This window comes from Gottfriedia acidiceleris, assembly GCF_002128425.1.
Taxonomy (GTDB): Bacteria; Bacillota; Bacilli; order Bacillales; family Bacillaceae_G; genus Gottfriedia; species Gottfriedia acidiceleris.
Window position 1 is genome coordinate 258,727 of the sequence record NZ_NESS01000002.1, and the last position, 13,928, is coordinate 272,654.

Below are 13,928 nucleotides of genomic sequence, written 5' to 3' on the forward strand. Positions count from 1 at the left end.
GATTGTATTGTTTGCTTCATCGATATTGATTACACTTAAAAGTATAGTGAATAAAGGTGACAGATCTTGGCACCGTTAAGAGGTGTTTTTATGAAAAAATCAGAACGAATAAATCAAATACTTCGCTTCATTAATCAAAAGCAGCATTTTACACTTCAAGATTTAATACAAGAATTTCAGATTTCAAAAAGGACAGCACTAAGAGATATAGCTTCATTAGAAGAAATTGGTGCACCAATCTATGCAGAATATGGTCGTTATGGGGGATATCGTTTACTTAATCAAATGCAGCTGCCACCTATTTCTTTTACTAATCAAGAAATATTTGCGCTTTACTTTGCTTTGCAGGCACTCCGAAGCTTTTCGAATTTACCGTTTCAAGTATCCTATCGTACCATACATGAAAAATTCCTAAATGAACTGTCTGAAAATCAAAAGCAGGATATAGCGAGAATGCAAAATCGCGTATCTTTTCAACATACTGTGCAAATTAAAGAAAGCACACATTTAGAAATTTTATTAATGGCAGCTGTTCAAAATATTGTAGTTAAAATAGAATATCAAAATCATTTTCGTACTATTCACCCAATTGCTTTATATGTAATGAAGGGATATTGGTATTGTCAAGCATATGATATGGATAAAATGGCTTACAGAGTTTTTCGCTGTGATCGTATTTCATCAGCTGAATTAACTACGATTCAACCTTTGGAGGAGTTAAAGGAAATTACGAAACAAAATTCGCATTCACTGTGGAAGGCGTCTGATAAAGCAATTCAATTTAAATGGTTGATAAATCGAGCAGGAATAGAATTATTTCAAAGGGAACATTATCCATCAATGGAATTAATCTATGAGTCGGAAAAAACATATATTGTAGGTCACTATGAGCCAAACGAACTTGACTTTATCATTAAATATCTTGCTAGATTAGGAAAAACAGTAAAAATCACAGAGCCTAAAATCTTAAAGGAATCCTTACGACAATACTATAGGGATTTAATTGAAAATATATAAAGAACTGGACAATCAATTATTTGATAATCTTGATACTTACAAATTTGAAAAAGACAATTAAGCATTATATTCATTTTTTACTTAGCTAAATATCAAATAAATCCAACTTTGGGTGGTCAGTACAGTTTGTTGAGTAGAATGTATATATTTACTCTAAAAATGTAATCTACTATTATAAAATACAATCGAATTTTCTATTATAATGTAGGTATTAAGCTCAATCTTCGAGCAAAAATAAATGAAGAAATTATAAAGGAGATACTAGAAAGTTGAACATAAAATATTTAGATTTACTGGCTCATAAATATGATAGTGAAGAAAAAGTGGTAACTGAGATTATTAATCTTGAAGCCACCCTCAATTTGCCAAAGGGAACAGAGCATTTTGTTAGTGATTTACACGGGGAATATCAGGCTTTTCAACATGTGTTAAGAAATGGTTCGGGTAGAGTAAAAGAAAAAATAAGCGACCTATTTCAACATGAACTATCTGATTCAGAAATTAATGAATTTGCAACGTTAGTTTATTATCCTGAAGAAAAATTAAAGTTAATTAGAAATAAGTGTGTAAATAAACAAGAGTTACAACAGTGGTATACAGAAACCATTGACCGTATGATTAAGCTAATTTCTTATTCCTCATCTAAATATACACGCTCAAAGTTACATAAAGCATTGCCTCAAGAGTTTGTTTATATAATAGAAGAGTTACTTTACAAAAAAGATGAATCTGCAAATAAGAAACAATATTATTCAAAAATAGTCCAGCAAATTATTTCTCTTGGTCAGGCAGACAAGCTCATTACAGGTCTGGCATATTCTACTCAGCGGTTAGTAGTTGACCATCTTCATGTCGTGGGTGATATTTATGATCGCGGACCTGAACCCGATAAAATTATGGATACGCTAATTAATTATCATTCTGTTGATATTCAATGGGGAAATCATGATGTCCTATGGATTGGAGCCTTTGCTGGATCGAAGGTTTGCCTAGCTAATATTATTCGTATATGTGCCAGGTACGACAATTTAAACATAATTGAAGACGTGTATGGAATAAATCTTATACCACTTCTAAATCTTGCGGAAAAGTACTATGAGGACAATTTAGCGTTTAGACCAAAGAGCAATTCGGATAAGAAAAAGTCTGATCATGAACTTTCGCAAATCACTAAAATCCATCAAGCGATTGCAATCATTCAGTTTAAGCTTGAAATGCCAATCATAAAAAGACGCCCGTATTTTAATATGTCAGAAAGGCTTTTGCTTGAAAAAATTAATTATGACAAAAATGAAATAACAATTAATGGGAAAACTTACCCACTGGATAATACTTGCTTCAAAACCATTAATCCAGATAATCCTAGTGAATTATTAAAGGAAGAAGAGCAAGTCATAGACAGACTATTGTTTTTTGTCCAGCATTCAGAAAAATTGGCCAGACATATGAATTTTCTCATGAAGAAAGGTAGTCTTTATTTGAAGTATAATGGGAACTTATTAATACATGGATGCATCCCAATAGATGAAAAAGGAAATATGGAAAAAATGGAAATTGAAAATCATACCTATGCAGGTCGTGATTTACTTGATATTTTTGAACATTATTTACGACATTCTTTTGCACATCCTGAAGAAACGGATGATCTTGCAACAGATATGGTCTGGTATTTATGGACAGGAGAATATTCTTCATTATTTGGGAAAAGAGCAATGACGACCTTTGAAAGGTATTTTATTAAAGACAAAGAAACCCATAAAGAGATTAAGAATCCCTACTATCATTTACGCGAAAAAGAGGAAATCTGCAGAAAAATTTTAGCAGAAATGAATCTTAATCCTAACGGAGGTCATATAATAAACGGCCATACACCTGTTAAAGAAATAAAAGGAGAGAATCCAATTAAAGCAAACGGAAAGTTGATTGTCATTGATGGTGGATTTTCCAAGGCGTATCAATCAACTACTGGTATTGCTGGATATACTTTATTATATAACTCCTACGGTATACAACTTGTCGCCCATGAAAAATTTAATTCAAAAAAAGATGTTCTACTAAAAGGGTCAGATGTATTATCAGTCAAGAGATTGGTGGATAAAGAACTCAAGAGAAAAAAGGTTCTAGAAACTAATGAGGGAGAGCTATTATTACAGGAAATAACCGTTTTAAAAAGTCTGTTGGAAAATCGCTATAGGAGCTTAGATCAAACATTACAATCTAATGATAAAGACTTTATATAAACATAAACGCATTATGTATTGACTTTTATTAACGCATAATTTATCAGCGGAAATACTGAATGTGGAAAGTCAATCAATCTCAATGTTAACTTTAATTTAGTAAGAAGATAAGAAGATCATTTTATTGATGATCTTCTAATTTATATTTAGTACAAACAAACTCTAAAAAATATAGTTGACACTTTTAACTGTAAATAATAAAATTACAGTATACTCATTTAAATTGAGCATGGAAGTCAACCTAATTTGTTTTATTAGGTAATACATTATTAATAATTTTTATCTCAACTGTAATTTTTTTAATTACATTTTAAAATTTAAGGAGTGTGTAAAAGAATGGTGAATCTATATGTAACACCAAGTTGTACATCTTGTCGTAAAGCAAAAGCTTGGCTAGATGAACATCAAATTGATTATAGTGTTAAAAATATTATGAATGAATCAATTACACTTGAGGAGATTAAATCTATTCTTCGCATGACAGAAACTGGTACAGAAGAGATTATATCGAAAAAATCAAAAACGTATCAAGAATTAAATATAAATATTGAATCGCTCCCACTTAATGATTTATATAAATTAATAATAAATAATCCCAAAATGTTGCGCATGCCAATAATCTTAGACGAAAAAAGATTACAGGTTGGTTATAATGAAGAAGAAATTCGTAGTTTTCTTCCTCGTAAGCTAAGAACATTCACATACATTAAATCACAAAAAGTAGCTAATTAATAAATCATACTAATAGTATAAAAAATCAGTTTCTTGACAAGACAATCTGTAACAAATAGTATTACAGTAATAAATAATATCATCGAAGTATTAGAAATTAATGATTTTTAGGAGGCAGGCCATGAATAGTGATTTCACTCTTGCCATTCATAGTTTAACTTATCTTGCGCTGCAGCCGGATCGGATGTCTACAAGTGATGGAATATCAGAGAGTGCTTGTGTCCATCCAGTACGTATTCGTAAAGTGCTTAGTTTGTTAAAAAAACATGGATTTATTAAATCGAAAGAAGGAACTGGTGGTGGATTTATATTTGCCTTAGATTTAAATGAAGTTAATCTATGGGATATTTATATGATCACCTCTGAAGGGGCATTACAGCCTAAGTGCCCTGAATCAAATAAAAAGTGTGTTGTTGGTGCAAATATGCAACATGTTCTCTTTAAAATTTTCATAGGTGCAGAAGAACATCTTGGAGGATATTTAAAGCAATACACCATTAAGGACATTGTCGATCATATCAATTGTGAGAAGTGAGCAGCTAAAAAAGTGAAGGCTAGGCCTTCTTTTAATCGAAATGTAATAAAAAAAATTACAGTTTGAACTAAGTGCTGTAATGATCACAAATTTTTTAACTTAAAACTTTAATTAGAAGGTGGAAAAAATGAACTTAAATAATGATTCTATTTTAAAAGCAGGTGACTGGGTTAAAGGTAATTCAATGGATGGAGAATTAGTAATAGGTTATATTGAATCACTTTCTATTCTTGATGAAATAGTAAAGGTAAATGTAATAACTTCAGATAATAAAACGACAGTTGGGAAAACCATTCCGATGTTAAATAAAAACGTAAAGAAAATACCTGATTCGAAAGTGACAAACAAAGAACAGATTCGTTTTCTAATTGACTTGGCCCTCGTAACGGGGGATGAGGATTGGTTTAATGAGCTATCTTCTCAGTTAATTTACATGAGGCAACTTGTTAATAGTGCATGATTAGTTTAATAACTACTAGCATCGGCTACAATTTTTTGTTTAGAGGTTCATAAAGAGATTAAATCTTTTATTTGTAATTACTGGTTCGTCGTACAAAACCAAAATCTCGTAAAATATTTGGAGATTTGAATTTTTTGAGCAAATAGTTTTAATTCATCAGATACAGAAATAGACATAAAAATACGCCATCCTTTCTTATGATTCTATAGAAAGAATAGCGTATTTTTTTATTTTAGGGGGATTTTTTCAACTGGAAAAGATACCAGAAATATAAAGCATCTTTCGCTAGATAACCACATTTACACTGATTTCGCCATCGATCTACTGAATATCAAGTTCACTGCAATCACGAGGACTGCACCGACAAAGGTTGCAAATACACGGTCGAATAGAATGATAAACTGGAACGGCTTGCCAGCTTCCATGATCAAAATAATGAGCGGGATCATTGTAGCAGAGTATACAAGATAATTTCGAACCTTTAGAAGAGGTCGAACACTTGCGAATAGCCCGACTTATAACTACCCCCCAAATTAGTAGACTAGTTGCGAGAAGCAAGCTCGCAACAATCACGCCTATAACTGTACCAAGCACTCGTTGTGTTGTTTTGATTGGAAAGAGTTCTATTTTCCTCTGAGTAAGGATCGCTACGGTAATTGCAACCCAATATATTTCCAAGATATTTTATATTATTTTTAATTTGAAATAATAAGTTCTTCTTCAAATATCGATGAAATAGAAAAAATATTAAATGATGATATTAAAGAATTAATGGAGATTTATTAAGTATTCTAACCCTACTATTCAAAGAATAGAATCTTATTAAACTACTATGGGAGTAGGAATTAAACTCCCATTCACTGTTGTGAATCGTTGGTTTTGGGATTCGTGATGGCTTACGCATGCTTTAATTCAATAAGGAGTTTAATTAAACCTGCATAATAATTGATTGACAAAAAGTAAAGAAAGTAAGTTGTAATAGGTGGATCTTGATTATCATCACAGTTGCTCAAGAAATTCTTGTAAATTTATAAAGCCTATTTGCAACTGTAACCTTAGTTCTTTAAAAAAATAAACGCCGAATCCATGATTAATGGTGATTGGCATTTATTTTTAATACTTCATATTTTATGATTTTTCTTTTTTAACCCTTTATGTTAGGTAAATCGATTCTTTAAAAATGTATTAATAATATCAGTCTTAAATAATTCATAATTGAACTGAAATGCTACACTATGCATTTTGAAATTTGGGTCTGGCTTTGCACGTAAGTCAATAATACTTTGACCAAACCCATCACCCTGATCAGGAATCACTTTAATAGGGACTTTCGAAAGCTGAACAGCATTAGGATGCAATAAATACCACACTGTTAAAAAATCATGAATGGGACTTCCTTCAATTCCTGGGTTCGAATGAGAATAAAAGTTATAATAATAGTCTAACATTGGCTTAATAATCAGTCCTGCTGGGTCACGAGTAATTTGATGAAATTCATCAATTTGATTAACCATTTCAGGTGTGACAATTGCATTTTGAGTAACGTTCAAAGGAATAATCGTTAAATTCTTTGCGTATTGCACAACTAAATTTGCTGCATACGGATCTGAATGGAAATTTGCTTCTGCAACGGCAGTCACATTTCCTGGATAAAAAAATGATCCTCCCATGCAAATATATTCTTTTACATTTTCCATCTCCTCAATTTTTAAAACAAAAGCTGTCGCCAATGAAGAGAGCCTACCTAAATTAATTATTGTCACATTATTAAAATCTATATTTTTCATATGATGGATATCGCTTATTGGGTAAACAGGATAATTAATTTTAGGAGGAATAATTGGACCTAACCCCGCCTCACCATGCACCTCTGGAAAAGTCTTAATACCTTTTCCAGTTAGTGGAATCGATGCTCCTAGAAATACCGGGATCTCTTGTCTTCCAGTAATGTATTTTAAATAATTTATGTTCCACATAGCCTTTTCTCTTGTTACATTTCCATAATCGGCAACAATTCCTACCAATTCAATATCATTACGAAATAATATATATAAAATTGTAAATGCGTCATCAATACCTATATCTGTAAAAAGGAGAACTTGTTTCATTATATACTTCCTCCTTAAATAAAATTGACAAGTTCTTGTAATTTTTTCATTTCGCTCTATATTTTATGAGAAATATAAATTCATCATTACAAACCTCGGGAAAGAAATCTTGTAAAGAATGTTTGAAGAAGAATGGAAATAAAATATTCATTTAATCAAGGACAGATTCAAACACTCTCTTATTGCTACTTCAACTACTATTGCATCACTGATAAAATCCCAAATGTTAACATTTTCAAAGTTAAAATCGAGAATCTACTATTTAAGTGGCTCAATAGAAGAAGTCAAAGAGGATAAGAGGGAATGCGATTTCCTTTATAGAATATAATTATTTATTAATAATCATTACATAAGGCGGGAATTAAATGAACATTAGAGAAATCAAACTAGAAGATGCAGAAAATTTTGTACAACTAATTAAAGACGTGGAAAAACAGGCTGATTTCATGCTTTATGGGGCTGGAGAAAGAAATATTACGGTCGAGAAACAACGTAAACAGTTAGAACTAATTGAGAAATCAACGAATTCAACCGTATTTGTTGCGGAAGATTCTTCTGGAAGATTAGTCGGTTATGCGTTTGCGATTGGGAGTAGTGCGATAAGAAAAAAACATTCGGTCTATCTTGCAATTGGAATCTTAGAGGAATACACAGGTAAAGGTATTGGTACTAAATTATTTCAAAACATAGAAGAATGGGCAATTAAACATAGTATTACAAGATTAGAACTGACTGTCGTAAAACAAAATGAAGCAGGAGTAGGTTTATATAAAAAGATGGGGTATGAAATTGAAGGAACAAAAAGGAACTCAATAATAATAGACGGTAAAAGTTTTGATGAATACTACATGTCTAAAATATTATAATGAGTTCTTATTTATCTAATATATAAATTAGTTGAACAACACTGAGGGGCTGAACAATTAATACCTTTCTCACTTTCTGGAAGTAAAGATTAATAAAAGAGCTCTAAAAAAAGTAATATTGATTAACTTATGAAAAGGGGATTTTATATGATATTAGAAGCGGTAATGCTACAAGTTAAGGAAGGCATGGAAGAGGACTATGAAGAGGCATTTCGTGGGGCATCAGAAATAATTTCTTCAATGAAAGGCTACATAACTCACGAATTACAGCGTTGTATCGAAGTAAAGGGGAAATATTTACTACTAGTTCAATGGGAAACATTAGAAGACCATACAGTTGGATTTAGACAATCTAACGAGTATCAAGAATGGAAAAATCAGTTACATCATTTTTATGATCCATTTCCGATAGTTGAACATTTTAAAAGGGTTGAAATTTAGTAAGTCTTATACAGCAATTGACTGCTTCGGTGGTCTTTTTTATTGCACTAAATGGAAGTAAAGTTGAACAAGGTTTTAAAGAACTATTAAAGAATATAATATTTCTAAATGCTTTTAAAAGGGAGATTTGCCATGTCAATGGAAAACGAAAAGAATAAGAAGGACCAGTATGAAGGGGTACACTTATTAGTATTTTTATCAATTTCCATTTTCTGTGATTATTTCAATCTTCCTGATTTTATTTTTCCGATTTTATTTCTGCTATATTTTATATTTTCTTTCTATTTTTTAGAGAAATGGACGAAGGGAAAAATCATAAAATATGCTACATTCTATTTAATACTTTTTATCATTGGCAAGATGGTCGAGAGGTTATTTTAAATTAATAAACGTAAAATTTTTTAAGTAATATCAATATTTAGTTCGAAAAGGAGATCATAGCATTGGATTGGCTCAGAGAAATGAATGTCATGGCAGTTGTTAATGGTACATTAGGTAATGGAATAAGTAATGAAAAACTCGAAATAAAAAGAGTTCAAATAGATAAAAAATGTAATGATATAACTATCATTGCTCAATTTTTTATTGCGATTCATACACTTTTTGATTTACCTATTGTGACAGCTATTCCGATTACAAATGATGAAGTTGAAGAAATCGTCATGGAACAAATTGCAATTCACTTCAATAAAATTCAAAAAATAATCATCAATGAGCGCTTAGAACGAATTCAACTGAGGAAAATAAAGGACTTCTCTAAAAATAAACTCTTGGAAATGTCTCGAACTAATCAAATTCACCAAATCATAAAAGAATTATATTTTTCGTCAGAAATTATTCCTATGGAGCACAATTTTCTAAGCTTTAGGGTAAATAAAAAGCTATACCAAGTATTAAATGAAAAAATAGAGATACCTGCTCAAACAGATTCAAATTTTTTTTGGATGTCATCAAGTTTATAAAAAAAATCTTTGGTGTTTCAGAAGAAGACAATCAAACATTCGTTATATCGCCAGCAGGATGGATACTAAGGAATGAACTGAAAAATCTTGAATCAATAAAGCTGTTCAGTCAATATTTTAATTTAGAATTAATTGTAGACAATGAGAATGGTCAAATATTATCGATTGATCTCTTAAATCGGTAAAGGATTCTTATATAACTAAAACAGTTCTTTAGTTACTTAAGTTTAAATTGAACTTTGATTTATTGAATTATTACACCTCGTAAACTGGGCTATTTTTTTAGAAAATAGGAAAGATAATTTCTGAGGTGAATTTACTAAATGAAAATGAAATTTTTATTGATGATTACAATTATAATGTGGTCTTTAGGTTCAATTCAGGTGCATGCACAACCTACAAAATGTCCTGTGTTAAGTGACATAGATAAAACATCTATGAAGAATCAAAAAGAGGTAATTGAAGTTTTAAATACCTTAATTCCAAAAACTTATGGTACAGGTTTAGAGGATCTTCCTGACATTTATTCGAAGTGGAACGTAGTTACAGCAAAGCCATTTCCTAAAACAGTCGGTGTTAAAGAAGAAGAAGTTTATTTTGGAATGGCAAAGTATTTTTGCGGGAAAGAGATTGCTGAAAAATCGTGGCTTGTCCGTTTAGATTTCCCAAAGGCACCTGGGGCTAACTTAGCCCAAGGTCAAATATTTTTAGCTAAAAGTAAAGAAAAAGGATGGTTTGTTTGGTTTCGATACCATTAACTTTATTTAACTAAAGGATGCATAAGTTGAACAACGATTGACTGCTTCGGTGGTCATTTTTTATTGGACTAAATGGCAGTAAAGTCGCACAAGGATTTTTACAGAATTACCAATATATGGATTATAATAATTACTATTAAGAGAAGGAGGAGGAATTATTGAAAAAACCATTAGGTGTTTCTGTAATTAGTTATTTTTATATTTTAGGTGCCTTAGTTTTACTTTTTACTTCTGTTTTTTATGATGCAAATGCTAATCTGATTGGTATAGCCGAAAGATTTGGAATTACAAACGGATCTGAACAATTATTAAGTGTGATAATAGCTTTTCTAACCTTGGTAATGATTTTTGGATATATTCGACTAAAGAAATGGGGATTTTGGTTAATGATTTCGTATTCTGTACTTTTCGGAGGTATAAGTTTGTACTTAGCCATAAACCATAGCCAACAACCTTATATTGGAAATATGATTTTTTCCTTCTTTATTTTGTTATATACAATTTACGTTAAAAAATCATTTTTTCAAACAAAACTTCAATAATATAAAAAATGGCTATGAGCCTATAGGTATTTTAGTAAATTGAACTTATTCAATTAACGCATGTATTAGTTGAACAACACTTAGGGGCTGAACGTTCAGTCCTTTCTCACTTACGGGGAATATTGATTAACTTAAAAGGGGACTTTATATGTATTTAGAAGCCTCCATGCTACAAGTTAAGGAAGGGATAGAAGAGGACTATGAAGAAGCATTTCGTGGGGCATCAGAAATAATTTCTTCCTTCAATGAAAGGCTACATAGCTCTCGAATTACAGCGTTGTATCGAAGTAAAAGTGAAATATTTAGTACTAGTTCAATGGGAAACATTAGAAGACCATACTGTTAGATTTAGACAATCTAACGAGTATCAAGAATGGGAAAAGCGTTAGTTCAATAAGAAGATTCACTAAAAAAATGAAAAAACACGCTCAATTACACGTGTTTTTAATCCCCCAAGGAATTTTTTGATTTTGTTTAATATGTTTTTTCCAATAATCAGGTGGTTGATAATTAATCAGTGAATAATCGAGTTCATAACTGTTAATTGCCAATTGTATAAGCAACATTTTCTTAAAATCAGACGGATGTATATCTTTTGTTTTTACAGTTATTACTTGAACGCCATTGCGTTGTGGATTTCCAACAACAACAATTTGATTTTCTTTTGTATAAACTTTTGTAACATTTGTTTGAAAAACAATAAGATATAAGTCAAGGTCGGCTTGATTTTGAAATGTTGGAAAACCAATACCTAAATGATTTCCAATATTAAATAAATTTGTAAGTCCAATATCATAGATTGGGAATAAACGATGTTGTGCGTAATATATCCTACTTGGGATATAACTCCATCTTCTATAGGTGCTATGCCACTGCTCTTGATATATTGGTCTTTCATAATTAGGTTCATTTTTAATTATATTGAAAGGTATTTTTGTTCCTTTACTTAAAATTTCAGAAATAGAAAAGGTATTTGTAGGATAATTCCCCTCTGTTTCTTTTTGTTCTGGAGATTTTAGAATAGTAATTGGCTTAGGAGGTTCAAGACTATTTAAACGTTCTTTCAGTTCCAAGCACTCATTATTATTTTGCTGATTAATCGACTTTGGAAGATTTATTTTTGCATTAGTGTTTGTACTATGAAAAACACACAAAAAAATGGAGTATAAACACAGAGTAGTAATGCTTCTTTTTAGCATATACCTTCACCTCTAAGTTAATATTGGTGTACTAAAGGTAATTTATTCAAGTAGTTAATATGGGAAACAAGAAATGGATAGTTAAACATCGCAAGTTGCATAGTTGAAGCTTTTTTTTATTGTAAAATTTAACACTTTAGTTAAATAAGAAAGAAGGACATCTCGATATTTATATTGAATAAAGTGGTAACAGCGATATGAAAGATAAGTGGCTATATTGAAACAGTAAAGTGTTAATATTTTAAAGGCGGTGTAAATTAATGAACAATATTCCTATTGTGAAAGAATACTCTAATGATTATCAAGCTCAAGTAGTAGATTTAATACTTGATATTCAGCAACAAGAATACAATATAAAGATAACGAAGGATGATCAGCCTGATTTATTTACTATAGAAGATTTTTATCAGAATGGAAACGGGAACTTTTGGGTTGCGCTGTCTGGCGATAAAGTAGTTGGTACAATTAGTCTTTTAGACATAGGGAATCAGCAAGTTGCGTTAAGAAAGATGTTTGTAGACAAAGAATACAGAGGTGCAAAATTTAATACTGCTAGTCTCTTATTAAATAATGCCATTAATTGGGCGAATGAAAAGTCAATAAAAGCAGTTTATCTTGGAACAACCCCTCAATTTTTAGCCGCTCATCGATTTTATGAAAAAAATGGATTTACATGTATAGAAGTGACAGATTTACCTGAGGAGTTTCCTGTAATGAAGGTCGATAAAAGATTCTATAAGTATGTGGTTTGAATATATAGCACAAAACAAAAAAAGAACAACGGTGCACTTTAGCAGTCTGTCGTTGTTCTTTTGAATGTATAAATGTGTTAAGTAAAGTTAGCTTTAAAAGATAAGAATACGTTTTAGGGTATTTTCAGCTTCATTTAATTGGACTGACGTTTCAAATGTCGCTTGTGCTTGCTGAGTACCGCCGCCTCCTTTTCCTTCAACCTGTTTTAGTAAATTTTTAATTAATTCTCCACAGTGCACATCATTTTTTAGTTGATTAATTAGCACTAATTTATTCTCTTTTATGCTCGAAAAAACAAGTAATGAAGGTTTTTTAGCTTGGATGACCTTTGCGAGTATTTGTAAGTCTTTTACTGATTCTTCTTCAAATGTTTTGATAATGATATCATTTGTTGCATTTGAAATTAACTCGTCAGAAATTGAGTTAAATATCGTTGCTTTCATTTTCTCGATTTCTTTTTGCGCTTCTTTTAATTCATTAATTGTAATCTCGACTTTATCTTTAACAAGATCAGTTTGTGTATTAAATAATTGATTAATAGTTGATAAGGCTTTACTATTCTTTTGAATTTCTTCTAGTGCTCTATAGCCACATTTAAAATGAAGTCGAGTAGTTTGTCTAACTTTTTCAGTTTTAATTAATTTTATTAATCCTATTTCACCAGTTTGATTTACATGAGTACCACAACATGCAGATATATCAGTGTGTAAAATCTCAACAATTCGTATGTTGTCTTCAACTTTTGGCAATTTGCGTAGTTGAAGTGAATTTAATTCATCTTTATTTACAAAATATGTTTTAATTTCAATATTAGCAAGAATCTTTTCATATACTGCTCTTTCAATTTGATTTAATTGTTCAAAAGAAAGAGAAGGTGTATCTAAATCAATCGTAACTGTCTCTTTTCCTAAATGAAAACTTACTGTAGGTATATCATACAGTTCAATAATTGTTGCTGAAAGTAAATGTTGGCCGCTATGATGTTGCATATGATCAATTCTACGATCCCAATTTATTTCACATGTTACTTCTGTTGTATCTGGTCTTTCATTTAAGACATGGACAACTTCTTCATCATCTTCAATTAATTCATCTATTTCGATTCCATTAATTGTTCCGAAATCAGATGGTTGCCCACCACCTTCAGGATAAAATGCAGAATCTTCAAGTTTGATATGAAATCTTGAATCAACTTCCTTTATTTCAGTAATTTTAGTAAACCATTTCTTTAATGAGGGTTGTTCATAATATAGTTTATTAGCCATTTTTATACCTCTAATCGTTTAATTTTCTAAATTTGATGTTTAATTTAAAT

At 30.8% G+C, this 13,928-nt stretch carries 14 protein-coding genes and 2 pseudogenes; 12 read left to right on the forward strand and 4 right to left on the reverse strand.

What is annotated here, in order from left to right; genetic code table 11:
- The first annotated feature begins 90 nt into the window (after positions 1-90).
- From B6K90_RS05205 to B6K90_RS05225, 5 genes are all read left to right on the forward strand, one after another.
- Positions 91-1,017 (forward strand): helix-turn-helix transcriptional regulator, encoded by a 927-nt coding sequence (locus tag B6K90_RS05205; protein WP_088011931.1) that lies wholly within the window; start codon positions 91-93, stop codon positions 1,015-1,017.
- Between the two features lie 269 nt (positions 1,018-1,286).
- Complete coding sequence (locus B6K90_RS05210) at positions 1,287-3,257, forward strand: fructose-1,6-bisphosphatase (protein ID WP_088011683.1); 1,971 nt, start codon at positions 1,287-1,289, stop codon at positions 3,255-3,257.
- Positions 3,258-3,593: 336 nt separating this feature from the next.
- Positions 3,594-3,989, forward strand: coding sequence for a transcriptional regulator SpxA (gene spxA, locus B6K90_RS05215; RefSeq protein WP_088011684.1), 396 nt, complete (start codon positions 3,594-3,596; stop codon positions 3,987-3,989).
- Between the two features lie 121 nt (positions 3,990-4,110).
- Positions 4,111-4,524, forward strand: coding sequence for an RrF2 family transcriptional regulator (locus B6K90_RS05220; RefSeq protein WP_088011685.1), 414 nt, complete (start codon positions 4,111-4,113; stop codon positions 4,522-4,524).
- A gap of 127 nt (positions 4,525-4,651) precedes the next feature.
- Positions 4,652-4,984 (forward strand): IDEAL domain-containing protein, encoded by a 333-nt coding sequence (locus tag B6K90_RS05225; RefSeq protein ID WP_088011686.1) that lies wholly within the window; start codon positions 4,652-4,654, stop codon positions 4,982-4,984.
- A gap of 299 nt (positions 4,985-5,283) precedes the next feature.
- On the opposite strand, the pseudogene B6K90_RS05230 reads toward B6K90_RS05225, so the two are convergent.
- Together B6K90_RS05230 and B6K90_RS05235 are read right to left on the reverse strand one after the other, a co-directional pair.
- Positions 5,284-5,653 (reverse strand): annotated as a pseudogene (locus tag B6K90_RS05230) (FUSC family protein); the annotation flags it as partial.
- A gap of 488 nt (positions 5,654-6,141) precedes the next feature.
- Positions 6,142-7,095 carry a nucleoside hydrolase gene (locus tag B6K90_RS05235; RefSeq protein ID WP_088011687.1) on the reverse strand — a complete coding sequence of 318 codons (954 nt, stop codon included), beginning with the start codon at positions 7,093-7,095 and terminating at the stop codon, positions 6,142-6,144.
- Between the two features lie 362 nt (positions 7,096-7,457).
- On the opposite strand from B6K90_RS05235, the gene B6K90_RS05245 reads away from it, so the two are divergent.
- From B6K90_RS05245 to B6K90_RS05275, 6 genes and pseudogenes are all read left to right on the forward strand, one after another.
- Positions 7,458-7,958 carry a GNAT family N-acetyltransferase gene (locus B6K90_RS05245; protein WP_088011688.1) on the forward strand — a complete coding sequence of 167 codons (501 nt, stop codon included), beginning with the start codon at positions 7,458-7,460 and terminating at the stop codon, positions 7,956-7,958.
- 147 nt (positions 7,959-8,105) lie between these two features.
- Positions 8,106-8,399 carry an antibiotic biosynthesis monooxygenase family protein gene (locus B6K90_RS05250; RefSeq protein WP_088011689.1) on the forward strand — a complete coding sequence of 98 codons (294 nt, stop codon included), beginning with the start codon at positions 8,106-8,108 and terminating at the stop codon, positions 8,397-8,399.
- A 443-nt stretch (positions 8,400-8,842) separates the two neighbouring features.
- The gene (locus B6K90_RS05260; RefSeq protein WP_088011691.1) at positions 8,843-9,361 is read left to right on the forward strand and encodes a hypothetical protein; all 519 of its coding nucleotides are present in this window, start codon (positions 8,843-8,845) and stop codon (positions 9,359-9,361) included.
- A gap of 323 nt (positions 9,362-9,684) precedes the next feature.
- The gene (locus tag B6K90_RS05265) at positions 9,685-10,119 is read left to right on the forward strand and encodes a hypothetical protein (RefSeq protein ID WP_235821718.1); all 435 of its coding nucleotides are present in this window, start codon (positions 9,685-9,687) and stop codon (positions 10,117-10,119) included.
- A 158-nt stretch (positions 10,120-10,277) separates the two neighbouring features.
- Positions 10,278-10,661, forward strand: a complete 384-nt coding sequence (locus tag B6K90_RS05270) for a hypothetical protein (RefSeq protein WP_088011692.1) — start codon at positions 10,278-10,280, stop codon at positions 10,659-10,661.
- Positions 10,662-10,809: 148 nt separating this feature from the next.
- Positions 10,810-11,050, forward strand: a pseudogene (locus B6K90_RS05275) (antibiotic biosynthesis monooxygenase family protein).
- A 39-nt stretch (positions 11,051-11,089) separates the two neighbouring features.
- Here the strand turns inward: B6K90_RS05275 and B6K90_RS05280 are convergent.
- Complete coding sequence (locus tag B6K90_RS05280; RefSeq protein WP_235821719.1) at positions 11,090-11,860, reverse strand: hypothetical protein; 771 nt, start codon at positions 11,858-11,860, stop codon at positions 11,090-11,092.
- A gap of 260 nt (positions 11,861-12,120) precedes the next feature.
- On the opposite strand from B6K90_RS05280, the gene B6K90_RS05285 reads away from it, so the two are divergent.
- Positions 12,121-12,612 (forward strand): GNAT family N-acetyltransferase, encoded by a 492-nt coding sequence (locus B6K90_RS05285; protein ID WP_088011693.1) that lies wholly within the window; start codon positions 12,121-12,123, stop codon positions 12,610-12,612.
- Positions 12,613-12,705: 93 nt separating this feature from the next.
- Here B6K90_RS05285 and B6K90_RS05290 read toward each other — a convergent pair whose 3' ends face one another.
- The gene (locus tag B6K90_RS05290) at positions 12,706-13,878 is read right to left on the reverse strand and encodes an alanyl-tRNA editing protein (protein ID WP_088011694.1); all 1,173 of its coding nucleotides are present in this window, start codon (positions 13,876-13,878) and stop codon (positions 12,706-12,708) included.
- Positions 13,879-13,928 lie beyond the last annotated feature (50 nt).

Coding starts and splice junctions, on each gene's coding strand:
- B6K90_RS05205 (WP_088011931.1), top strand. CDS start 91: ATGAAAAAATCAGAACGAATAAATCAAATACTTCGCTTCATTAATCAA.
- spxA (WP_088011684.1), top strand. CDS start 3,594: ATGGTGAATCTATATGTAACACCAAGTTGTACATCTTGTCGTAAAGCA.
- B6K90_RS05220 (WP_088011685.1), top strand. CDS start 4,111: ATGAATAGTGATTTCACTCTTGCCATTCATAGTTTAACTTATCTTGCG.
- B6K90_RS05225 (WP_088011686.1), top strand. CDS start 4,652: ATGAACTTAAATAATGATTCTATTTTAAAAGCAGGTGACTGGGTTAAA.
- B6K90_RS05245 (WP_088011688.1), top strand. CDS start 7,458: ATGAACATTAGAGAAATCAAACTAGAAGATGCAGAAAATTTTGTACAA.
- B6K90_RS05250 (WP_088011689.1), top strand. CDS start 8,106: ATGATATTAGAAGCGGTAATGCTACAAGTTAAGGAAGGCATGGAAGAG.
- B6K90_RS05265 (WP_235821718.1), top strand. CDS start 9,685: ATGAAAATGAAATTTTTATTGATGATTACAATTATAATGTGGTCTTTA.
- B6K90_RS05280 (WP_235821719.1), bottom strand. CDS start 11,860: ATGCTAAAAAGAAGCATTACTACTCTGTGTTTATACTCCATTTTTTTG.
- B6K90_RS05285 (WP_088011693.1), top strand. CDS start 12,121: ATGAACAATATTCCTATTGTGAAAGAATACTCTAATGATTATCAAGCT.
- B6K90_RS05290 (WP_088011694.1), bottom strand. CDS start 13,878: ATGGCTAATAAACTATATTATGAACAACCCTCATTAAAGAAATGGTTT.